The sequence below is a fragment of the Maribacter taeanensis genome (assembly GCF_047345145.1).
In the GTDB taxonomy this organism is placed as follows: domain Bacteria; phylum Bacteroidota; class Bacteroidia; order Flavobacteriales; family Flavobacteriaceae; genus Maribacter_C.
On record NZ_JBLFER010000001.1, the window covers coordinates 208233 to 231355 of the forward strand.

At 39.1% G+C, this 23123-nt stretch carries 22 protein-coding genes; 11 read left to right on the top strand and 11 right to left on the bottom strand.

What is annotated here, in order from left to right:
• Nucleotides 1–83 precede the first annotated feature (83 nt).
• The 7 genes from ACKWCD_RS00820 (at nucleotide 84) to ACKWCD_RS00850 (ending at nucleotide 7342) form a co-directional block, all read left to right on the top strand.
• Nucleotides 84–548: a (2Fe-2S)-binding protein gene (locus tag ACKWCD_RS00820; RefSeq protein WP_413982020.1), complete on the top strand. Its 465-nt coding sequence runs from the start codon at nucleotides 84–86 to the stop codon at nucleotides 546–548.
• Between the two features lie 3 nt (nucleotides 549–551).
• Nucleotides 552–2912, top strand: coding sequence for a xanthine dehydrogenase family protein molybdopterin-binding subunit (locus ACKWCD_RS00825; protein ID WP_413982021.1), 2361 nt, complete (start codon nucleotides 552–554; stop codon nucleotides 2910–2912).
• A gap of 146 nt (nucleotides 2913–3058) precedes the next feature.
• Entirely contained in the window at nucleotides 3059–3865 is an 807-nt protein-coding gene (locus ACKWCD_RS00830; protein ID WP_413982022.1) for an FAD binding domain-containing protein, read from the top strand.
• A 182-nt stretch (nucleotides 3866–4047) separates the two neighbouring features.
• Entirely contained in the window at nucleotides 4048–4752 is a 705-nt protein-coding gene (locus ACKWCD_RS00835) for a hypothetical protein (protein WP_413982023.1), read from the top strand.
• A gap of 136 nt (nucleotides 4753–4888) precedes the next feature.
• Complete coding sequence (locus ACKWCD_RS00840) at nucleotides 4889–5947, top strand: succinylglutamate desuccinylase/aspartoacylase family protein (RefSeq protein ID WP_413982024.1); 1059 nt, start codon at nucleotides 4889–4891, stop codon at nucleotides 5945–5947.
• Between the two features lie 7 nt (nucleotides 5948–5954).
• Nucleotides 5955–7088 (top strand): amidohydrolase, encoded by a 1134-nt coding sequence (locus tag ACKWCD_RS00845; protein ID WP_413982025.1) that lies wholly within the window; start codon nucleotides 5955–5957, stop codon nucleotides 7086–7088.
• Between the two features lie 11 nt (nucleotides 7089–7099).
• Nucleotides 7100–7342 (top strand): hypothetical protein, encoded by a 243-nt coding sequence (locus ACKWCD_RS00850; RefSeq protein ID WP_413982026.1) that lies wholly within the window; start codon nucleotides 7100–7102, stop codon nucleotides 7340–7342.
• 59 nt (nucleotides 7343–7401) lie between these two features.
• Here the strand turns inward: ACKWCD_RS00850 and ACKWCD_RS00855 are convergent, their stop codons facing one another.
• The gene (locus tag ACKWCD_RS00855; protein WP_413982027.1) at nucleotides 7402–7737 is read right to left on the bottom strand and encodes a winged helix-turn-helix transcriptional regulator; all 336 of its coding nucleotides are present in this window, start codon (nucleotides 7735–7737) and stop codon (nucleotides 7402–7404) included.
• Nucleotides 7738–7827: 90 nt separating this feature from the next.
• Here ACKWCD_RS00855 and ACKWCD_RS00860 point away from each other — a divergent pair, with 90 nt between their 5' ends.
• Nucleotides 7828–8427 (top strand): nitroreductase family protein, encoded by a 600-nt coding sequence (locus ACKWCD_RS00860; RefSeq protein WP_413982028.1) that lies wholly within the window; start codon nucleotides 7828–7830, stop codon nucleotides 8425–8427.
• 118 nt (nucleotides 8428–8545) lie between these two features.
• Here the strand turns inward: ACKWCD_RS00860 and ACKWCD_RS00865 are convergent, their stop codons facing one another.
• Nucleotides 8546–9343 carry a hypothetical protein gene (locus ACKWCD_RS00865; protein ID WP_413982029.1) on the bottom strand — a complete coding sequence of 266 codons (798 nt, stop codon included), beginning with the start codon at nucleotides 9341–9343 and terminating at the stop codon, nucleotides 8546–8548.
• A gap of 57 nt (nucleotides 9344–9400) precedes the next feature.
• Nucleotides 9401–9892, bottom strand: coding sequence for a CIA30 family protein (locus tag ACKWCD_RS00870; protein WP_413982030.1), 492 nt, complete (start codon nucleotides 9890–9892; stop codon nucleotides 9401–9403).
• A gap of 122 nt (nucleotides 9893–10014) precedes the next feature.
• On the opposite strand from ACKWCD_RS00870, the gene ACKWCD_RS00875 reads away from it, so the two are divergent.
• Nucleotides 10015–11127 carry a glycosyl hydrolase gene (locus tag ACKWCD_RS00875; RefSeq protein WP_413982031.1) on the top strand — a complete coding sequence of 371 codons (1113 nt, stop codon included), beginning with the start codon at nucleotides 10015–10017 and terminating at the stop codon, nucleotides 11125–11127.
• On the opposite strand, the gene ACKWCD_RS00880 is transcribed toward ACKWCD_RS00875, so the two are convergent.
• On the bottom strand, nucleotides 11114–11488 hold the full coding sequence (locus ACKWCD_RS00880; protein ID WP_413982032.1) for a TfoX/Sxy family protein: 375 nt from the start codon (nucleotides 11486–11488) through the stop codon (nucleotides 11114–11116). The two genes, ACKWCD_RS00875 and ACKWCD_RS00880, sit on opposite strands and share 14 nt — an antisense overlap.
• A gap of 146 nt (nucleotides 11489–11634) precedes the next feature.
• Here ACKWCD_RS00880 and ACKWCD_RS00885 point away from each other — a divergent pair, with 146 nt between their 5' ends.
• A complete protein-coding gene (locus tag ACKWCD_RS00885; RefSeq protein WP_413982033.1) occupies nucleotides 11635–12729 on the top strand; it encodes an adenylate/guanylate cyclase domain-containing protein in 1095 nt (364 codons plus the stop codon).
• A gap of 3 nt (nucleotides 12730–12732) precedes the next feature.
• Here ACKWCD_RS00885 and ACKWCD_RS00890 read toward each other — a convergent pair whose 3' ends face one another.
• The 3 genes from ACKWCD_RS00890 to ACKWCD_RS00900 are packed head-to-tail and all read right to left on the bottom strand — an operon-like array spanning nucleotide 12733 to nucleotide 15669.
• On the bottom strand, nucleotides 12733–13674 hold the full coding sequence (locus tag ACKWCD_RS00890) for a sugar phosphate isomerase/epimerase family protein (protein WP_413982034.1): 942 nt from the start codon (nucleotides 13672–13674) through the stop codon (nucleotides 12733–12735).
• An 11-nt stretch (nucleotides 13675–13685) separates the two neighbouring features.
• Complete coding sequence (locus tag ACKWCD_RS00895) at nucleotides 13686–15056, bottom strand: glycoside hydrolase family 113 (protein WP_413982035.1); 1371 nt, start codon at nucleotides 15054–15056, stop codon at nucleotides 13686–13688.
• Nucleotide 15057: 1 nt separating this feature from the next.
• Complete coding sequence (locus tag ACKWCD_RS00900; RefSeq protein ID WP_413982036.1) at nucleotides 15058–15669, bottom strand: FMN-binding negative transcriptional regulator; 612 nt, start codon at nucleotides 15667–15669, stop codon at nucleotides 15058–15060.
• A gap of 53 nt (nucleotides 15670–15722) precedes the next feature.
• Between ACKWCD_RS00900 and ACKWCD_RS00905 the strand changes: the two genes are divergently transcribed.
• Nucleotides 15723–16115 (top strand): glyoxalase superfamily protein, encoded by a 393-nt coding sequence (locus ACKWCD_RS00905; protein ID WP_413982037.1) that lies wholly within the window; start codon nucleotides 15723–15725, stop codon nucleotides 16113–16115.
• On the opposite strand, the gene ACKWCD_RS00910 is transcribed toward ACKWCD_RS00905, so the two are convergent.
• The 4 genes from ACKWCD_RS00910 to ACKWCD_RS00925 form a co-directional block, all read right to left on the bottom strand.
• Nucleotides 16112–18223, bottom strand: a complete 2112-nt coding sequence (locus ACKWCD_RS00910; protein ID WP_413982038.1) for a PDC sensor domain-containing protein — start codon at nucleotides 18221–18223, stop codon at nucleotides 16112–16114. The two genes, ACKWCD_RS00905 and ACKWCD_RS00910, sit on opposite strands and share 4 nt — an antisense overlap.
• A gap of 2 nt (nucleotides 18224–18225) precedes the next feature.
• The gene (locus tag ACKWCD_RS00915; protein WP_413982039.1) at nucleotides 18226–19440 is read right to left on the bottom strand and encodes a hypothetical protein; all 1215 of its coding nucleotides are present in this window, start codon (nucleotides 19438–19440) and stop codon (nucleotides 18226–18228) included.
• A gap of 79 nt (nucleotides 19441–19519) precedes the next feature.
• Complete coding sequence (locus ACKWCD_RS00920) at nucleotides 19520–20974, bottom strand: mechanosensitive ion channel domain-containing protein (protein WP_413982040.1); 1455 nt, start codon at nucleotides 20972–20974, stop codon at nucleotides 19520–19522.
• Nucleotides 20971–23070 (bottom strand): adenylate/guanylate cyclase domain-containing protein, encoded by a 2100-nt coding sequence (locus ACKWCD_RS00925; RefSeq protein WP_413982041.1) that lies wholly within the window; start codon nucleotides 23068–23070, stop codon nucleotides 20971–20973. Before ACKWCD_RS00925 ends, ACKWCD_RS00920 begins: the two co-directional genes overlap by 4 nt.
• Nucleotides 23071–23123: the final 53 nt, after the last annotated feature.

The window sequence follows — 23123 nt, forward strand, 5'->3', positions numbered from 1 at the left end:
CGCATCTCGACGGCGCTCGATGTGACATAAGAATGTAATTTGACCTCTTATTTTAACGAGAAACACTTTAAATCTTATTACATATGCAAATTTCAGTAAAGATTAATGGTAAAACGTATAACCATGATATCGAGCCGCGCATAAGTTTAGCTCAATACCTTAGGGAAACGTTGTACCTTACTGGTACACATATCGGTTGTGATACCAGCGGATGTGGTGCATGTACCGTTCATGTGGATGGTGCTGCTGCTAAGGCTTGTACGCTTCTAGCGGTTCAAGTAGATGGCTGTGAAATCAAAACCATTGAGGGAATGGCCGACGGAAATGAAATGCATCCGATTCAGGAGGCTTTTAAAGATAATCATGGATTACAATGTGGATTCTGTACACCTGGAATGGTCATGACCGCAGCCGATATCCTAAAGAACAATCCGAATCCGTCCGAAGAAGAAATACGGCACGGACTCGAAGGTAACTTCTGCCGATGCACGGGCTATCACAACATTGTCAAATCGATACAGCAAGCCGCTGAAAAAATAAATGCATAAGCTATGGAAACGTATATAGGAAAACCTGTAAAAAGAAGAGAAGACGCTCGATTTCTAAAAGGGGCTGGTAAGTATACCGATGATATCAAACTGCACGGAATGACCCATGCGGCTTTTGTTCGAAGTCCGTATGCACATGCAAAAGTGCTGAGTATAGATACTTCCGCTGCTGAAAAAGCAGAAGGGTTCGTGGCCGTTTATACGGGTGGCGATGCTTGTGGTACATTCGGAGTTCCTTGTGGATGGCAAGTCGATTTCAAGAATGGTGAGACAATGCGTGAGCCTTTGCATCCGCTTTTGGCGAAAGACAAAATCAATCATTTGGGGGAAGCAGTCGCTATTGTAATTGCCGAAACTTTGGAGTTGGCGCGAGACGCTGCCGAATTGGTTCAAGTGAGTTATGAAGCTTTACCAGCAGTTACATGTCCTAAAAAAGCAATGGAGCCTGGTGCGCCGAAAGTCCATGACCAGTGGGGAGATAATGCCGCTTTTGACTGGTGTATTGGCAATGATAGGGCAGAGGTAGAAGCGGCTTTAGCGAATGCCCATCATGTTACGGAGATGACCTACAAGAACCATCGTGTAGCTCCGAATGCTATTGAGCCACGAAGTTATATTTCAGATTACGATGTAAATGCAGATAAATGGACTTTATATACCAGTACTCAGAATCCGCATTTGGTGCGATTACTATTGTGCGCTTTTGCTTTGGGAATTCCCGAGCATAAAGTGCGTGTGGTATCCTATGATGTGGGTGGTGGATTTGGAAGTAAAATATATCATTATACGGAAGAAGCCTTATTGACTTGGGCATCGAAGGAAATCGGAAGACCTATTAAATGGACATCCGACAGAACGGAAGCTTTTTTGACCGATGCACATGGGCGTGACCATATCGTCCATTCTAAAATGGGCTTTGATGCGAACGGAAAAATCGTTGCACACCTAACGGATGAGTATTGTGCCATGGGCGCCTACCTTTCGACTTTTGCACCGGCAGTTCCAACCTATTTACATGGAACACTTTTTCAAGGAGTTTATACGACTCCTTTAATTCATTTAAATGTTGTAGCACCCTTTACACATACGGTTGCAGTTGATGCCTACCGCGGTGCGGGAAGACCTGAAGCTACCTATTTGCTGGAACGAATTGTATCGAAGGCAGCCAAGGAAATGAATATGGACCCTGCCGAACTGCGCTATAAGAACTTCATTCCTCCATTTAATGGAACTTCAGAACCTGGGTATCAAACTCAGGTTGCATTGCAATATGATAGTGGCAATTACCACGGAGTTCTCAAAAGAGGATTAGAAATGTTGGGTTACGAAGATTTCAGAAAGGAACAAGCGGAAGCGCGCAAGAATGGAAAATTATTGGGAGTTGGAATATCTACCTATATAGAAGGTTGCGGAATTGCACCTTCAGCTGTAGTGGGGTCTTTAGGCGCTCGCGCCGGACTTTACGAAGTAGGGCATGTTAGAGTACAACCTACTGGAAAAGTATCTGTATTTACAGGAGCACATTCCCACGGACAAGGTCATGAAACCGTATTTGCGCAATTCCTAGCTGATAAATTAGGAATTCCTATGGATGACATTGATATCGTACATGGGGATACCGACCAAGTCGCCTTCGGAATGGGAACCTATGGTTCTCGGAGTTTGGCAGTAGGGGGGAGTGCAATTATCAAAAGTGTAGAAAAAGTGCTGGAAAAAGGAGCCAAAATAGCCGCTCACAAACTGGAAGCAGCCGAAGAAGATTTGGAATATGCAGAAGGCAAATGGACAGTAAAAGGAACGGACAAGTCTATTTCCTTCGGAGATGTCTCCTTGACGGCTTACGTACCACACGATTATCCGGAAGGTGTAGAACCCGGACTTGATTTCTCCAGTTTCTATGACCCGACAAATTTCACCTATCCCTTCGGAACCCATATCGCAGTGGTTGAGGTGGATGCAGATACCGGAAAAGTAGACTTACAACGTTTCGTCGCTTGTGATGATGTGGGTAATGTAATGAATCCGATGATTGTAGATGGTCAAATTCATGGTGGCGTAGTGCAAGGCGTAGGCCAAGCATTATTAGAGGAAGTCGTGTATGACGGAGAGGGCCAAATGGTAACCGGTTCCTATATGGACTATGCGATGCCAAGAGCAGATGATGTTCCCATGATTGAAACCGATAGAACCACAACCCCTTGCCCACATAATCCATTAGGCGTAAAAGGAGCAGGTGAGGCAGGAGCGATTGGCTCAACACCAGCCGTGGTAAATGCCGTAGTAGATGCCTTAGCGCATTTAGGAGTTACCGATATTCAGATGCCAGTGACACCACAGCGCGTTTGGAAGGCGATGCAAAATTAGCGCCGCACGCTAAACGCTCTGCGCCTCACGCAAATATTAAAAGCGTACAGCGTGCAGCGTAAAGCGTATAGCTTTTTAAAAACAATGGTTCTTAAAATTCCAATAGTACTCGTAAGAGAACATTTAAATTAAAACACACAGTAAAAATGATACCAGCAAAATTTGATTATATAAAAGCATCTTCCGTGAGTGAAGCAATTAGTTTGCTTGACAAGCACGGCGATGATGCAAAATTGCTTTCTGGGGGACATAGTTTGATTCCCGCCATGAAGTTGCGCTTAAGTCGTCCGGAAATATTGATTGACATCAGCGGCATTTCAGGAATGAATTCCATTACTGCCGATGGTAATGAGATTGTCATTGGGGCGAATTGTACCCATGCGGATATTGTAAACTCCGATTTGATAAATTCGGATTTGAATATTCTAGCGCAAACCGCGAAACACATTGGTGATATACAAGTCCGTAATCGCGGAACGATTGGGGGAAGCTTGGCCCATGCAGACCCTGCTGCAGATTACCCTGCGGTAGTTTTGGCCTGTGATGCCAAAATAGAAGTAGAAGGGAAGAGTGGTAAAAGAACCATTCCTGCAACGGAATTCTTCTTGGGTATTTTCACAACGGCCATAGCAGAAGATGAAATCATCACGGCGATTCGTTTTCCTAAAGTAGCGAATGGCAATTATCAAAAATTCTTTCAGTCCGCTTCACGTTTTGCAGTCGTGGGCGTAGCCGCAGTTAAGGAAGGCGATGCCGTCAAAGTGGGAGTAACTGGAGTAGCAGGAACACCCTATCGCGCAACCGCCGTAGAAAATGCCTATTCGGGCAATTCAGATGCTGCATCACATGCAGTTGATGGAATGGAAGATGAGTTGATGAGCGACCATTTTGCCGATGAGGAATATCGGGCACATTTGGCTAAAGTAATGGTGAAGAAGGCTTTGGAGGCTTAGCAACTAGATGTCCGGTCGAGCGCAGTCGAGACCTACCTAGGTTGGAAAAGGTTTAATTAATGCCCTGATGCTTTTGTATTAGGGTTTCTTTTTGATATAGGTTTTACATCTCGCTAGACGTTCTCTATTTTTAAGGGATTATATTTTGTGATGTATTTAAACAAGCTTTTATTAGAAAACTAATGAACGATAATTTAAACATGGCTTTGAGGTCAGAAGTATTAAGAAATTCTCTTAAAATCGAAAGTGTAGTTAATAGTTTATTGCTTTCCTACTTGGCGATTTTCGATAAGGAAAGAACAAAGAACTTTGGAAACAAAGCAGGCATTCCATTTAAAAGTAAAATTGATTTACTTTTTGATTTGAACATTCTATCGAAAGAGGAACATTTTAACTTGGAGCTCCAAATGATTTTTAGAAATAAATTTCTTCACGATTTGGAGTTTAATTCGTTTACATATGGCATTGGCAAGATGAACAATAGTGTTGTAAATAAGCTAAAAAAGTTTATTGAAGATGAGAAAGGAATTGATACCGAAGAAAAGTATACAACTGCCTACTCAAATTTATGTTTCAATAATGCAAAAATACTATCAGATAAAATTAATGAGAGAATGGGAAAAATAAAAAAGAAAAGCATACTTCTCCATGGCCTAATGGACTCGATTGGTACTACAAATACTTTATCGACTAACCTTGTTTCTGATATTTTCAAAATATTAGAAAATTCAGAATTGGAGGACCCAAAAGTTTTGAAATTATCCGAGAGTATTTTTAAAGTATGCAAGGAATTTACCGATGAAATGGAAAGTAATTCAATCTTGAAAAAAAATATTGAAACTATGAAGGGTACTACCGATCAGGAAGTTATCGACTTACTTAAATAAAACCCCGCTAGCGCTCGTCTGCGACGAGTGCCGTCCCAGCTGTCTCGTCCTAAAATAAGTTTACAGATTTAAACCATTTTTGCAATTCAAAAAGTATTTAACTTAGTATTACTACTAGTCCTAATTTTAAAAATATATGATACACAAAGTTATCCTTAAAGCAATCACGGTCCTATTCGTTTCTTTTTCCATTCCATCGGTTTCCGCACAAAGTGCCTTTCAAAAGACTTACGAGAAAACCAGTCGTCCATCCGTAGAAAATATTCGTATCGATTTTAACGACTCCGATGGCAATACCACTTTCTTACCCATTTCGATTATCAAGGGTGAAAAAGAAGGCCCGGTTTTCACCATGGTTGCTGGCGTGCATGGGTATGAATATCCACCTATAATGGCTGTGCAAGGATTGTTGCAAGACATCAAAGCAACGGAGTTGACGGGTACTTTAATCGTTATTCCCATTGCGAGTACCAACTCCTTTTTTACACGTACGCCTTTTAAGAATGCTAACGATGGGGTCAATTTGAACGGGGCCTTTCCTGGAAATTCAGAAGGTACGGTAACCCAACAAATTGCGAATTTAATTACCACAGAGATTATTCCGAAAACCGATGTTTTTTTAGATATTCATGGGGGAGATGCCAGTGAAGATTTGTTGCCTTTTATTTGTTATTACAACAATGAGCGCAAACCCAAACAAACTCAATTGGCTAAAGAGCTTTCGGAGGTTAGTGGTTTTGAATATATCGTTTCCTATCCATACACTTTAAAGGACAGCGACCCGGCCAAATATGTTTTTAAACAAGCCGTACAAGATGGAAAAACTGGAATTAGCATCGAAGCGGGCAAGTTGGGCAATGTACAGCAAGATATGGTTGATTTGATAAAAACCGGAGTGTACAATATGCTCAATAAGATGGGTATTTACGACAATGCTACTGAAATCGATACACCGAGAATTTGGCTGAATAGCCAAGACTATATAAGTTCGCCGCAGGAAGGTATTTTTTATAGTGTACACCTCGCAGGAGACACGGTTCTAAAAGGGGAGCTAGTTGGTATCATCAAAGATGAGTTTGGAAAATTACTATCTGAAATAAGGTCACCTAAAGCAGGAATTATTTTATACAAAATAGGCACTCCGCCAGTAAGCAAAGGGGAGACTATCATGTGTATTAGTAGCTTTGATGAATAGCTTTTTGATGAACTCTGAAATAGTACATTTACGAAAGACACTTCATGAAAATCCTGAATTATCGGGTTTTGAGTATGAAACCGCTAAACGGATACGGGATTTTATTGAAAAACACCATCCCACGGAAATACTTGAAAATTTAGGTGGTACAGGGCTAGTAGCTATTTTTAAATTCCCTAAAAAAGGTCCGTCGATTACCATTCGTTGTGAATTAGATGCGCTTCCGATTCAAGAAGAGAATCAATTTGAACATCAATCAAAAAACAAAGGGGTTTCCCATAAATGCGGACATGATGGTCATATGGCTATCGTTTCCGGTTTGATTTTTTGGTTAAAGAACCAATCATTTGAATCAGGAGAAGTGATTCTCTTATTTCAACCTGCTGAAGAAAATGGGGAAGGAGCATATCGGGTACTTCAAGATGAACGCTTTAAAAGCCTAAAAACGGATTATGTATTTGCTCTTCACAATATCCCTAAAGAACCGCTGCACAGCACTATTCTAATGCAAAAAGGTTTTTCTGCGGAAGTTCAAAGTTTTATCATACGTCTAAAAGGAAAAGAATCACATGCAGCGGAGCCGGAGAATGGGGTAAATCCCGCATTGGCGCTTTCTGAGATGATAAGAGCTTTTTCACAACTGGAAGTAGCAAAACCTGAAGATGAGAATTTCACTCTGATAACTCCCGTACATGTTAATATGGGACAAAAAGCCTATGGTATTTCTCCCGCAAATGGAGAGTTGCATTATACAATGAGAACATGGAGTGGGGAGCAGATGTCCGCTTTAAAGTCTCAAATACATGCTACTGTACGAAAGCTATCCGAAGAACATCAACTAGCTTTTGAAATCGAATGGCTTGAATATTTTCCTGCAGCGGCCAATGATAAAGACAGTAATGCTTACGTTGCGAAAGCAGCGCTAGAAAACAATTTCCAAATCATAAAGAGACCATACCCCTTTAAATTCGGTGAAGACTTCGGATGGTTTTCACGGGATTACAAAACAGCCATGTTTGGATTGGGGGCTGGTTTAGATACTCCCGCCCTGCACAATGCAGATTACGATTTTCCAGATGAGCTATTGGAAACTGGGATTTCGATGTTTAAATCTATTATTTCAAACGTATTGAAAGCGTAAGGAAAGCTCAAATGAAACCCTCTTGGAAACGAATTATAGTACTCTTGGTCATCATTGGAGTGATGTTATTGATTCCACTAGTTGCCATGCAATTCACAGAAGAGGTCAACTGGGGATTGGGTGATTTCGTAATTACGGCGTTTTTACTTTTCGCAACAGCATTATTAATTGAACTTTTTAGTCGAAAAATTCCGAATAGCACCTACAGACGCCTACTAATAGCTTTGGTGCTTTTATGTTTAGTACTACTTTGAATGGAATTGGGGGTAGGTATCTTTGGTAGCGCCATTGCAGGTGACTAACGGATAATGTATCAAACTTTCTGTGAGTTGGCTAGCTTTTCTCCCCAGTTAGAAATGGATTTGACTACGGGCACTAAAGTTTGGCCGAGGTCGGTAAGGGAATATTCAACCTTCAAAGGTGGTTTGGAAGTGTACACCTTTCTTTTGATTATTCCGTCTTCTTCTAAGGTTTTTAACTGCAAACTCAAAGTCCGTTCAGTCACAGTGGGCATTTTCTTCCGCAGCTCGTTATACCGAAGAGCCCCATCTATCAGATAGAATAAGATTACGGTTTTCCATTTTCCACCAATAATACCCATGGTCAAACTTGCGCAACATGGGTATTCTTTTCCGTTAAATTCATACATGATACATACTATCCTTTTTGACCGTTATTGCAAAGATAAATTACTATACTTATTTTTGCAACTATAAAAAATATAGTTAAATAAGCATATATGAGTTTTATACAAGCAATGGAGCAGCGTTATACCACAAAAAAGTACGATGCAACCAAGAAAATTGAAAAGAATACAATCGAAGAGCTTAAGCGCATTTTACAATTGAGTCCATCATCGATAAACAGTCAGCCGTGGAAATTTACATTTGTATCGGATACTAATGTCAAGGAAAAACTTTCAGAAGTATCTTGGGTAAATACGGAGAAAGTGTTGGACAGTGATACCGTAATCGTATTTAGCAGAGTTAATGACTTAGAAGTTTTTGAGACGCAAATTGAAAAAGAGCTTCCAAAGGGAGCCGTAGATTATTACAAAGAGTTCATAAAACCTTTGCCGGAAGCCGAAATTAAGTCCTGGTTTGACCGTCAAGTGTATTTAGCCGTTGGCGTCTTGCTAAGTGCTTGTGCTGAAATGGGAATCGACGCAACCCCTATGGAAGGAATTGAACCCGAAAATTATGATAGGATATTAGGCAACACCGATTATGCCACTATAGTAGCTGTTGCAATCGGGTACAGAGACCCAGAAGATTTCAATCAACCGAGTAAAAAGCCAAAATCTAGACGAGCTTTGAGTGAGGTGGTTGAGATGATATAGGTGTGATTTAGAAAAAAAGCAGCATATGAAAATTATCTTTATTACTGGAAGTATCCAAAAGTGTTGGGTAGACATCAACGGCTAAGGCATTTTTCGCCATCAAACAATTCGTAACAAGTCAGCCCTTCTTTCGAATACTATCGATAAGTGCTTTTTTGTGCTTTTTGTTCAAGTTAGAGTTCTGAACGGCTTTTATGGTTTCATTCTTTTGAACTTGAGAAGGTTTGGGACTGCGGTCATAAAAAAGGTCATCTTCATATTGCTGCATAACCGCTTTTGTTTTCTGGTCTAAGCGATGCCAAGCTTCTTCCTCTTCTTGGGTATCCACAAAATAGGTGCCCCATGGGGATTCTGTTTTTTGGTTTTCAGTAAATCCAAAATGGTTGTGAAGGTGATATACCTCTCTTTGTAAGTCTTCGGAACTACTTTTCGAGGTATTATCAAATTGATTGGCGATTTGGTTCATGAACTTTTTAAGCGCCTGTGATTCGTTTTCTACCGCCAGATGCTTTTTGAAAAGATGTTCGATAAGCACCGACAAACAACTGAAAAATTCATGTTTCTCTAAGCTCATCAACACTTTCCAACAAATGCTAAAAGGTAAAGTGTTGATGTCTCGAACTTTTTTGATTTCCTCAGCGACTTCGTAGAGAAATTGTTTATTTCCTTTATGGAGCATATAATTCAAATCATGTTCAACCAAAATTCGCCAAAGACCATTATCATAGCCAGGATTTCTTTTTTGTACAAGCCCACGAAAAGCCACAATTACTACTACATAACGTTGTAGTGTGGGCAACTTCATGATTTTTTTCCAATGGTAATTTTTATGAAGTTCTCTTTCTTCAACCAACTTTTCTTTTTGAAAATCCAAGGTTAATGGCCGAAGAAATTTTATTGCAGATGCATTGGCCATGATATACGATTTTGAGTGTAACTAAAGTAAAAACTCAAAATAAAATCTAATATTGTTTTATTTAAGTTTGATGTAATCTATTTCCAAGGCGAAACTTTCTTCCTTTTTATTCCCGATTAAAAAAGCAATTTCTGTCATTTCCTTTCCTGAGTAATTTGGGAGGTCTAACAAACGTCCACGAAAAGCGGGATACATTTCTGAGAAATCAATAGTAAGAGTTTCCCAATCTCCCGAAGTCTTGATGTTTGCGATATACGAGTATCTTTGTTTAGCATCCGCTTTTACTCGAAACTGATACGGTTTTCCATCACCTTTTAAGCGTATTTGAATTTTGCTGAATTCCGAAGTATCTCGGATTTCGAAGCGATAACGGACAGAGGAGAATCCGCCATAATTCTCTAAGGAAACAATTCCTCTGAAAAATCCATGTCCTTCAGAGTTGATAGAAAATACGCCTTGCGACAAACCTCCCATAACACCATCATTGATTACCTTCCAATCTTCAATACTTACTTTGTCATTGAAATCAAATAGGGGAGTACCTTTCATAAGAGCTAGAATGAATAAAATTTTAAGAACCAAATGCATCGTATTTGAAAGATACGATATATTCGTTTTAACTTTCGGAATGATTCTTGTAATAGAAAATAAGACCGCAAAATCCCTTCAAGATGCAAAGAATACTTCCATTACTTGGGCTGCTCTTGGTTTTTGCCTGTAGCCCAGAGGACAATATAAATGGTATTGAAACTATCGCGAATACTGATATGATAGAAGAATCTGAATCTTCAAATATCCCTGAGGGGCCTGTTTTTGATGACCGAAATAAGGAAACAATACTCACTTATTTTGAATCCCTAATTGCTAACGAGCAACTCATTGTAGGGCAGCAATGCGGTGATGCCCCTGATTCTACCTGGTGGTATTACAATACCTATGTAGACCAATTGGCCGATGAAACTGGTAGGCATGTGGGGCTAATAGGTGCAGATTTTGGATGGTTTGAAGGTGACAATTACCCAGTTCAAACCTTAATTGACCATTGGCGTGAAGGGGGTTTAGTTACCGTAAGCTGGCATGCTGATAACCCCTTTGTAGATGCAGTAGATGTCTATTGGGACACTGTAAATGATAGTGATCAAATCAATCTAAAGTCTTTATTGAAAGACCAGTCACAAACAAAAGCATGGACGAGCTATCGCACAGAACTTGATAAAGTTGCTGGTGCTTTGCAAAAGTTACGAGACGCTGGTGTTACGGTAATTTGGCGCCCTTTTCATGAAATGAATGGAGATTTCTTTTGGTGGGGAACCAATGCCAATGGAAATCAACAGACCAACGAAGCTGATTACAAAGCCCTTTGGATTGATTTATACAATACTTTCCGATGGGACTATGGATTAGACAATCTAATTTGGACGTATTCTGTTGTGCCTAGCGAAACTTGGTATGCAGCAGTAACGGCTTATTATCCAGGTGATGATTATGTAGATTTGGTAGGAATGGATTACTATGGAAATCAACCGGATTTCCCTCATTACGAAGAATTAAAAGCTCTAGGAAAGCCGATCGTAATGTCCGAATCAGGCCCACGAGAAGCGGGCTACGGCAATTGGGATATGATGGAATTCGCTAGTTTGCTAAAAGGGAAAGTTGCTTATTTTCTACAATGGCATAGCTGGAATGGGGCTAAAGTCGCTATCAAAGACAACAAGAATTTCATTGAGATGATGAATAGTAAAGCTGTTATTACAAGAGGAGAAATACTACCTACTTCTTTTTAGGTTTTCGCTTCTTGCTACTCTTCGCTAAAGGATTAAAATCTAAACACATTTGTATCCAGTAGTTCAAGTCATCATCTAAGTCAAAGCCATTTTCGGTTATAAAAACATAGCCTTTCATTATTCGGCCGGTAAAATTCATTTCAGTACAATGTTCTTTTGCCAAGGCCTTTTCATAATTATTTTTTCCCACACGTGCCATTAAGAGAGATGAATTCGTGCCTTTATCAATGTGCATTCCAAAACACATTTTATCATCCACCATAAAACAGAGTCCTCCCATCATTTTCTTTTCAGAGTAAGAAACCGATTTCTCTTTTAGTACTTGCCTAGCCCTATCTGCTAAAAATTCATCGTATGCCATTTGTTGATACTATTTATAGTTTTAAGACGTAGCAATCGGAAATTAATAGGACATTTATTCAAAAAAGCTACTCTAAATTCAAGATACTACTAAAAACAGACTTTTTCATCAGTTGCTTATCCTGAAACTTTTATATTTACGGCAATATGATGCACCCACGGAACATACGACGGATTAAGCAGATCTTACCATTTGTGGCTTTCTGGGTTATTTTTTCATCGGTTTATTCATTTGTGGAATATGGAATAATAGGAAACAACGAATATTATCCTTCTACCGGAAATCTATATGATTTTAAAGGGAACTTCGTATTTGGTCTTGTAGTATGTATCATAGTCGGATTACTTCAAGGGTATATAGAAGTTTTCTGGTTGAGAAAACGTTTCATAAGACACCCTTTATGGGTGAAAATCACCTTAAAGACGTTGTTCTACCTGTTCTTTATTTCTTTTTTTCTAATAATCTTTTCAACCCTAAACAGTCTTATAAACTTTACTGAAGGGAACCTGAATCTTGCGTTTGGTGAGCTACAAAAATTTGCTGGCAGTTTTGCTTTCTGGAGTATTATCATCTATATAAGTGTTGCTGTTGCCATAGCCATATTATTTTCAGAAATGAGTCAGCACCTAGGTGATGGGGTACTATATAATTTTTTATTTGGGAAATACCACAGACCTCTTTGCGAAACTAGGATATTTATGTTTTTGGATATGAAAGGTTCCACTACCATAGCCGAAAATATAGGTCATAAAAAGTATTTTGATCTTTTAAAGGAATATTATTCTGATATGACCGATGCCATTTTGGAAACCTCAGGTACGATATATCAATATGTAGGAGATGAAATAGTAGTTTCATGGACAAAAAAGGAAGGAGTTTATCAGAACAATTGTATTCGCTGTTTTGAAAAAATCTATAAGGTTATTGAGCAAAAGAAGGATACCTATTTAACCCAATTTGGAACTGTACCAGAGTTCAAAGCGGGCTATCATATTGGGGAGGTAACCACCGGAGAAATCGGGATCATCAAAAAAGACATCATTTATACCGGTGATGTTTTGAATACTACTGCTCGTATTCAATCTGAATGCAATGCATACAATGCCCAAGCTTTAATTTCTGGAAACCTACTTAATGAATTGCAAAAAGAGAATCCTATTGAATTTGCCCAGATTGGGGAGCTCACCCTCCGCGGAAAAACAGAACCTATCCAACTATACAGTGTGATTTTTGGTGAATAGCTCTTAAATGAAACTCTTCCAAATCCTTTCTATCAAAGCTTTGGTGGCTTTAATACCTTGAGGTTCACTCATGTTTTCTCCTTCAAATTCAATTCCGATATGTCCGTCAAAATCAGAGTTTTTGACAATACCTAGAAGCTTTGGATATTCAATTACCGTTTCATTTCCGTTGGCATCGAATGCATATGATTTCGCGCTAACTCCTTTTGCATAAGGTAAAAACTCCTTAAGACCTTCATCTGGCGGATAAATATTTGTACAGTTTTTTGCCGTTTCTGTACTTCCCCATTCCGCATTTAGACACCAGTTGCCAAAGTCTGGTAAAGTTCCTAAATAAGGGTTGTCCACTGCTTTTATTATTCCAGTCATAAAACTTGCATTCGAGGTATGTAGCCCATGATTTTCTATAATGATATGTATTTCTTCCTTTGCAGCATATTCTGTGAGCCTCCCTATTCCATCTAGCAATGAAGCTTCCAATTCATCAGGACTTCCCTCGCCAAATGCATTTACCCGAACGGAATGGCAGCCCAATATTTTAGCAGCATTGACCCATTTATAATGGTCTTCAACTGCTTTTTTTCGTTTGTCAGTATCTAAATCACCCAGTTTTTCTTCTTCGTCTACCATCATGATTAAGCTCTGAACTCCTTCATCTGAAGCTCTTACCGCCATTTCATTCCAAAACTTTTCATCCGTCGCATTGTCAGCGTAAAATTGATTTACATATTCGACCGCGGATATTCCATAGTCGTTTTTAGCTATGCTAGCAAAGTTAACAGGGTCAAGTGTTTTAGCAAAAAACGCACGATTTAGAGACCATTGGGCCAAAGATATTTTAGGCATATTACTTTTTGATTTATTTCCACAAGCATACAAAGAAGGCATTGAAATAGCCGCAGCTGCAAGCGTAGTTTTCTTGATAAATGTTCTTCTACTATTCATAAGAATAACTTTTAAAGTTTATCATTTGAGTTTTTCCCAAACCACTTTGCCATTACGTTTTCCGCAGGCTTAAAACGGGGCGAAAAATTAATATCTGTTTTGGCACTTTCTTCGGTGGTCCTAGTATCCCATTCCCAAAAATAAATTCCAGCAAGCCATGGTTTGTTCCAAGTTTGCTTAAACAAGGCTTCATAGGCCAATTGCTGTGTTCTGTCAGATTTTTTTTTGGTAATACCACTTAAAAACGGACTCCATTCCCAGGGTTTTATAGTAGCATCTGCGTCGCTCTTGTAACCCGCTTCCGTAAATAGAATGGGCTTTTCGTGTTTTTTATGGAAAATTTTTAGTGTTTTTAGATGTTTCTCCCAACCCTTTTCAATGGTTTCTAAATCAGGATTTTCTTCCTTTGTGAGAGGAAAATAGGCTTGTATTCCAATATAATCAAGCTTGTTCCAGAATGTAATATGTTCGTATTCATCATACCAATTGGCAGCATAGGTAAGCTCTCCTTTATAAATTTGCCGTATTTCGTCTACTAGACTATTCCATTTTTCTGGTTGTTTTTTGATGGAGGTCTTTAGCTCGGTTCCGATACAGAACAATTCGGTATTTGTTTCGGCTGCAATTCTGGCATAGCGCAACATATTGGTGCGATAAGATTCAAACCAAGCATCCCATTCTTTGGCAGAATCTAAGGTGATATTGGAACGCCATCCGTCGTGCATCCGTAAATGGGGTTTTAGTTGTACTCGAATTCCTTTTTGATGTAAATCAAGGATGGCCCTGATATGACTGGAATCTCTTCTCGTATAAATTTTTGGATTATCTGGAATATCAACTAATTTGGTCCTTTCACTTTTTTGAAATAAAAAAGGTACCACAGCAACCCACTCTACATTTGCGCGAACAAGATCATCAATAGCCTTTGTATTGTCCTTTGACCAGCCAAAAACACTCATGCCACGATGTTTTTGGTCTACTTCATACAGATTGTTGACTACTCCTGTTTCGTTCATGGCGGAAGTATCCCATTGATAGGAAAACCCCTCATAGGCATTCGCAAATACAAGGGTTTTATAGCCAACAAAAATTAATACAAGGGGAAGGGCAAATCGATACGAAATCTGTTTTAAGGCGATGCCTTTTCCTCTCGAATGATAAACTCTAATAAAGTGTTTAGCGCCTAAGAAAAGAGCATAACACAATAAGAAAATGACGTGAAATCCGATTAGGAAATTTCTATTGTCAGCAATTTCAAAAAAGAATTTAGCACTGTCTAAAAGGCTCCGATCTCCACGGCTTAATAGTAGAACAACTATGACAAAGCCTAGTGCCCAAAGAATGACATAAACTAATACAGCATGTTTAATTTTAGTCTTCATTTCAATCTGTATTGTTCTTTTTCATGGCTTTTGCCACAGCTATAGAACTGGCATCACCTTCCTCCAGTTCTGAAATGATTTTTGCATGGTCGTGTTCTCTCCCTTGCGAAAGCTTATAAGTTGCTTGAATGTCTTCTATTTTTATTTCAAAACCAACTACGCCTTTAATTTGGCGCATTGTCTTGGCTGACATATCACGCGATGAAACGGGTTTTTTTGAATTTGCCTCATATTTGTCAACCAGTTGGTGTAGCGACTCTAATAAAGCTTCCTCTGTTTGGATTTTTAAAATCCCGTAGACATGAACCGCAATATAATTCCAAGTAGGTACTTCTTCCTCTTTGTACCATGATGAGGAAACATAGCTATGTGGGCCATTAAAAATGCAGAGTACTTGTGAATCTTCTTTGAAGTGTTTCCATTGCGGATTGGCCTTCGCTATATGCCCGACAAGAATATCTTTTCCTTCGGAATCTACATCCAATTCTAAAGGAATATGAGTTGCCCACGGTTTTCCATCAACTTGATTTACCAGAATTCCGAAGCTATTATTGACCAAGAAATCTTTGATTTCGTTGATGTCTTCGTTTTTATAGTGATTGGGAGTGAACATGTGTGTTGTTTTATTGCTTTGACAATTTACTCATAAAGAACTAAATTTAGGCTATGTCAGAAAAAGGATATCTACACCAAATCCATCCAGTACTACCTGTAAAAGATGTCGTGGAGGCTCTTGATTTTTATGTCAACCGATTAGGATTCAGAATTGGCTTTGCCGATGATTCCAAAAATCCAACTTATGCGGGAGTTTTACGAGATGGAGTCGAAATTCACCTACAATGGCATGACGCCAAAGAATGGGAGCTTGAAGTTGATAGACCCATGCTTCGGATTGTAACTCAAAACATTGAAGCATTGTATGAAGAGTATTCAGAAAAGGATGTGTTTCACGCGCATACACTTTTACGCGAAACTGCCTGGGGAACACGGGAGTTCGCCTTTTATGACCCTTTTAAAAACGGACTAACTTTTTATAGGGATACAAATACTGCTTCTTAGTAAAACTTTGCCAAGGTAATCACCAAAAGGCATAAGAAGAAGAAAGGAAAATAGACCGCTTTGAAAATTTGATTTTCATTAAAATCGAAAATAGCAGCTTTACTTTTGGCATAAGTAATGAGGTTCCAAGTTGTTAGAATAATCATTAGGTAGGTTACGAAATAGAAGTACTCCATATAAATCAAATCGGCCGTAATGATTTCTTTTCTCAAATCGATATGAGAGAAAATCAAAACAAAGAAAAATGCCGCCATACCCTCAATAATGCCTTGGCGTTCTTCTGTCTTTGAGCATGCGATAAGCAGAATGTACATCATAATCAAGACCACAAAAATGGGAATCAAATAGGTAACAAAAGTGTTCAGTAGAATACGCCTCAGGTCAACATTGTAATGTAAAACAGGTACCTCTTCAAACAAGGTCTTTGAACCAAAGCCAAAATCGGTATCATAAGATTCAACGGAGTAGTTGAAATAACTCTTCATGATATTATTACCCGAAACCTTTACATTTTGATTCAAACCTGGTTTTTTGGTTGGGTTGGTGAACTCGTAGCTTTCCAAATCAGGGGTAAAGATGAGGTGGTCTTCATTGCTGATAGGAACAATATCCATACTGATATGCCGCTTGTCAAAAGGGAAATTTTCGTAATTCAGATATTGTTGCAAGGTCACCCTAAAATCCCAACCAATCAAGAGATAATCAGGACTACCGGCAATGCCTTTTACTTTTTTGCGGTAGATTTCTTCTACGAACGAAGCTTCAGCAAAAGGGGAAGTTTGCGGAAAACGGAATCCTTCTTCTACTTTTTCAACGAGTTCTACCGGGTATTTTTGCCAAACCGTACCACCAATATTCAGGTTATAACTATTCTCGAAAGCCATACGTTGTACAAAAATTCCTGTTGGAATAGCCGTGCTTTTGGGAAGTTTTAATTCTTCGCGACGCGTTTCTTGTTGATTTATAAAGCTTCCCAGACTAGATACATCAGCAATTGGTGGACTTTCTTCAGCATTTATTCTGCGGCTTCCAGTATGTTCTAAATAGCCAACCAAAAGAATATTGAAAATTAAAAGAAAGGTCGCCAAAGCACTTAACTGCCATATTTCTTGTCTATCAAGGTGGTCTTTATTGAAATAGATGGCTATAATCATCAAAAGAAAAGCAGAGAAGAATAAAGCTAGTTTAATGTAACGATGATTCAATGCAGCTTTGCTTCCCAATAGTTCGTTTTTTGAGAATGCGAGACCAATTCCCCAACCGTTAGAAGGGATTTTATCATAAAAGAACAGTTCTGTATCATTGTTATCGTCTGCGGTAAACTCCACATTTCCTGATTCTCCCTTTAGGAGTCCTTCATAGGCTGACTTTAAAATGGTATTCTCCTCCGCGTCACTAATGCTTTTGAGATTAGTAGTTCCGATATAGTCATTTACAGGATGTGATAAATACGTACCCTCTTGGGAAGTAATAAGACCGTAACCTGTTTTTCCCAAACTCAAGGAAAGTATTAGACTCTTAAATCCGCTCGTGACAAAACTCATGGTAATGGTTCCGCGAACTTGTCCTTTTTTAGGGCCAGATGTGTAGTGAAAAGGAATTCCATAATCGATATACCAATCTTTGGCGGCGTTTGCGTAGTAGGGCTCTACCCATTTCGCTCCATTATCGCGAACCCCAGTATACCAAGACGTACCTTCAGCATTTGCATCTGTATAATCATAGCTTTCTCCAACAAATATATAATCAGATGACCCTTTGTTGTAATAGGGGCAGTACAATCTTTGTTCTTCGGAAAACCCAAAGGGTTGGTAACACGCAGTAATACCTTGTAACTCGGGGATTTTAAGTGAGGATTCTTTAATAATCTTCTCTATTTCTTCCTTGGTGTATTCGTTCGCCCCGAAATCGGCGGCCAGTCTTTTTCCTTCATCTACTATACTTGTAAGAACAGCATCTACTTGTTCTTTTAACGTGGTCATGGTAGTCAATCCTTTTTCCTGAACAATTTGATTTCGCTCTTGCGTAAAGGAATAGAGTTCGTAAGCATGGTAGACCAAGGCTACGAATAGAATAACTGCAATCGCATATAGAATTTTCTTCACCATTTTTAGAAGTACAAACCGAAATTAACATTGAACCGATGATGCCATTCACCAGTGCCATCTCCTGTAGTCAAAGCATCCGTTGAATTGGGAGTCAACCACGGTTGGTTTCGACCGCTGGCATAATCTACATAAATATACAGTGGTTTTATGGATATTAAGGCACCTAAAATGTTCATTTGAGTGTCTTCCCAAGTGGCAATTGATTTATCCATATAGGTGTAATCGTTATATAATTGAATGGATTGAAATCGACCTTTGTTCACTGGAATCGTGTAGGCCAAGCCCACAGAATAGGTGCTGGCCTTCGCTGCCACATTATATGGAAAATTATAAGCGGCTTGCTCTAAAAAGTCACGACTTTCGCCAACGACATTCTTCGGTTTGTTATTATACGTAATGAATTGTGTTTGTAAATTCCATCTTTTGTAATCCAATTGATAATGGAGTCCTAATGCGGAATGATTTCCGGTATCTTGGGTGTCAATATTCCAAATACCTCCGTATTGCAGTGAAGTGCCCACAAGATGTTTTGCCTCTTTTCCTAATTTATAATTAAAACGGATGTTGAACTGGTTCACTTCTTTGTTTCTCCCAGAAAAATCATAAGAATACCGATTTGGAGAAACGGGATTGTTATCGCCTAAGGTTAATGCCTCTGCGTTTTTGTAAAAACCAATATCTAATTTGATCCTATCATCTTCATAATCATAGCTGATGCCCATATCATGGTCATCTTCAAAACCTAAATAAAACGGAAGTTGAAAAAACCAACTATGCGAATTGAACTGTTGTGGACCGAAGTAGGCGGGAATCAAACCTAATTTTAAATGGTTTTTTTCGTTGAGATTGTATTGAACCCAACCATATTTTAGAAAAGCTCCCCCAAATGCCCCGGAGTAAAAACGTTGGTCGATGTGAATCTCCATGGGTCCGTAAGTGGCGTCAACATTAATCCGGAAAACCTCAAAACCGAAGTCTCCGCCTCTTTTTTGTTGGTTAGGCTTCCAAGTTGAGTTGTTGTAGTTATAGCGAAGTGCCCCGCCTAAGTCCAATTTTAATTTTGGTTTGGAGATGCTGTCATTTTGAGAGAATGATAGTGCTGAAAATCCAAAAACAAAGAAAAGGAGTATTGTATTTCTATGTCTGACAGGCGAAATACTTTCCGAGAAAAGGGAATAATATAATGAAAAATAGGAGAGAATTACGTTCTTTTTCAAGGGGTCAAATACGCTAATAGGTTGGTTAACTACTTGTGAAGATACCAAAAATCAGTGTCACATGTATTTAGAGTGCTAATTAACTATCCTCTAGTTGCTTCTCAAGGGAACTTCTTCGGTTATCCATCACTTCATCCATTTGGAAAGCCATTTTCGGATTCTTACTTACCATCTCCATAACTTCAGAAGGCATAATGAGCATCACTTTGATGTCAGATTTAGCTCGTGCGGTCATGGAGCTAGTTCTACTTGATAACAGTGCCACTTCTCCAAAGAAATCACCTTTATGAATGGTGTTTATAATTACATCTTTTCCGGCTTCCCCTTTTGCAGATAATATCACTTCGCCTTCCAGAATTACATACAGACTTCCGGTAGGGTCACCCTGATTGAGAATCGTTTCATTTTTTCCGAAGTATAAAATTTTACTACCGTCCATCAAATCTTGTGACTTTTCTTTTTCAATAGGAAAATAATTAGGAAGCTCGTTGATAGTGTCTGCCAGCATTTCATCATGTTGTTGTGCAACACTAGGCTTATTATCTGCTTGATGTAAGGTGAGTTGTGGATAAGGTATCGTTAGTTGATAACGTTGTGCCGTATACCAAACTCTGCTCATAAGGTCATCGGTAATCTCTTCATGATACCGAAAACCATCAATGGCAAATTCTATTTCATATACAATTCCTGAGGGAGAATAGTCTATGGTTTTAATTTCAGGAGCCGGATCGTGTAAGATATCAGGTGTACCCAAGCAGGTTTCCATAAGGGCTTCTTTCACTCGGTTGGGAGGGTCTTGATATGAAAAACGTACTTCGGCACGTATAATGAAAGTGCGGTTGGGCTTACTGAAATTCATGATGACGTTTTGCGCCACCTTTTGATGTGGTATGACTATCAATTCCTCTTCTCTAGTCAAGATATGTACTGCGCGCCAGTTCATTTCTACTACCCTTCCACGTTCCTCTTCTACTTTTATATAGTCGCCTACTTCAAAGGGTTTTTCATAGACGAGAGAAATCCCGGAGAAAAGATTTCCTAAGGTGTCTTGTAGCGCAAGTCCGAGTACAAAAGAACCTAGCCCTAAAGCAGTTATCAGCCCGCCTAGTTCTACATCCCAAACATAGGAAAGCACGATGGCACCTCCTAAAAGCACAAGAAAAACACGAAAAATATCTAAGAATAGTTGTGGTACTTTTCCTGAGCCATCTTTCTTGCCACTGAAGAATAAATTCGTAATAAGGTCAAGCCCTACATTAATAACTAAAACCCAAATTAGGGTTTGAAGCACTTTGATGGTTACTGAAGCCCTATCAAAATCGAGCACTTGAACCAATAAGATGACCAATGCAATTAGCGGAATTATAAAAGACTTTACCGTTTTTATGGGTTTGATAAGCCTTGTGTCTCGATTTCCTGCGAAATATCCAACTTCATTAAGTATCAACATAATAATCGGAAAAATCACGATAAGACCTACTGCCCAATACCAGAGGTTACCTAGTTCTAGAAAAGAATTCCACAAATCTGTCATACACTTGTATTATCGATGAGTTTGTAAACTACCTTATCATTTTTTACCTTAAATCCGGAATCAACAAAAGAATAGGAGTCATCAATTCTTTCTACGATTTCCTTCGACACCAAAATCTCATTTTCTTGTTCAAGCTCATTTATATGAAAGAGTTCACTGACCAGATTTCCCCAAACATCGAAGCTAAAACGTTCGGTACCAACAACTCCTGCAATAACGCTTCCGGTATGAATACTTGCTTGAATGCCAAGTTCGATTTGATTGTTGAGATTGATTTGGTCAATAAGCTGTCTTGCTTCTTTGGCAAATTGTAGTACGCGCTTCACATGGTCTAAGCGAGGTTCAAACAGTCCGCATGCTGCAAAATAGCTATCTCCAACAGTTCGCAAGCGTTCCACATGATTGTTTGTAGCAGAATCATCTAAAGCCTCAACAATGGCATTCAACATCTGGACTGACTCGTGCGCTCCAACATTTTGAGTCAACTGGCTAAAACCAACAATATCTATTACAACCAAAGAGACATTTTGATATTCATCTGCGAAGGCTCTTTCACCATTTTTCAAACGCTTTACAAACTCTTGGGGAATAAAATTGAGCAATAGCTTTCTATTTTCTTCAGATTGTTCGGCAAGCTGTGTTTTTTGCGTATCGAGTTCTTCAATCATTTGGTTAAAGGAGCTGCCCAATTCTCCAAATTCATCTTTGGAGTTAATATCAACGCGGTGGGAAGTGTCTCCCTTTATGATTTTCCTTGAAGCTTCAGTAAGCTTTTCAATGGGCTTTACAAAGCGACCTGATAAAATGAGTGCTAGTAAGGTTACCAATAATACCAATACGGTTGTTGTTGTCAGCAATCGCTTATTGAAATCACCGACAGGTGTAAAGGCCTCAGCTTCATCTATTTCTGCCAGAACAGCCCAGTTTAACCCTTCTAGGTCTAAGGGTGCGTATGAACTTATAACATTCACATTGCGGTAATCTTGAATTATTTTGGTATCTGTCTTACCTTCGAAGGCTTCCTGTACGCCTTGTGTATTTATCTTTTGTTGTAATATGGTTGTGCCGAAGCGATACATTTTATCCACATCTTCATTGCTTTCCCCAATTTTTAATAATGCATTTCGATATCCTGTAGTGTCTTGCAAATAAAAACGAGAAATTGAACGCATATAGAGGTCTTCGCCCACCAAATAGGTTTCGCCGGATTGTCGAAGTCCGTTTGCTTCCCAAGATTGATTGCCTGTCATGATTTTGTTGATTTCATTGACGGGTAGTTGAAAGATAAGCGCTCCTATGGTTTCTCCTTCTTTTGTCAAAGGCACTCCAACGAATCCTGCAGGGGCTCCGTAAGAAGGTCGGTATGCTGCAAAATCCATCCAAGTTGCGGTTTGAATGTCATTATTCATGCGAAGATTTCTAGCAAGCTCCGCTAGGTTACTATTTCGATAAGGTCCTGCATATAGATTCGTTGCGAAGTCTGTTTCTTTGTACGCAGTATAGACAATATCGCCGGTCTGTAAGTCCACAAGAAATATGTCGTAGAAGTCATACTTCTTAATCATCTGATTAAAAAAACTGTGATATTTTTCATGAATTTTGGAATATTCGCTTCCGTCTTCTGCGTTAACCAATTTATCTTTAGCTCCCATTTCATTGGGATTTTCAACAATATATTCATACTGCAGATAACAGCCTTGCACACTTTTTGGGTAGAACAACGAAATGTCTTTTTTGACATCTAAGTTTTCCGCTAATTTGTCCATATACAAATTGTAGTGGTCGGCCAAGGCCTTGGTGCACTCTGTGTTTAGCTCTTCATTTTCAAGGCCGTAGAAAGCACTCTTAAATTCAGAGGTAGCTTGTATGATAGTAGGGTTTTGACCCATTACCTCGACGAAGTTGCCGACATCATGTAAGTAGGTTTCGATTTGGGTTTTTTTGGCGATTCGCTCAACTTTAAGCTGATTGGTAATCTCGTTGGAGATTACTTTTTTGCCGTAATTCGAAGCAATAAAACTTAATACTAAGCAAGCTAGTAAGCTTACAAATAACAGAATTAGCATTAAGCGCGTGCGGATGGTAATATTTCGCATGAACAAGGTAAGGTTGGTGTGTTTAGGCCTTCAAGATATTAAAAAATCAGGAT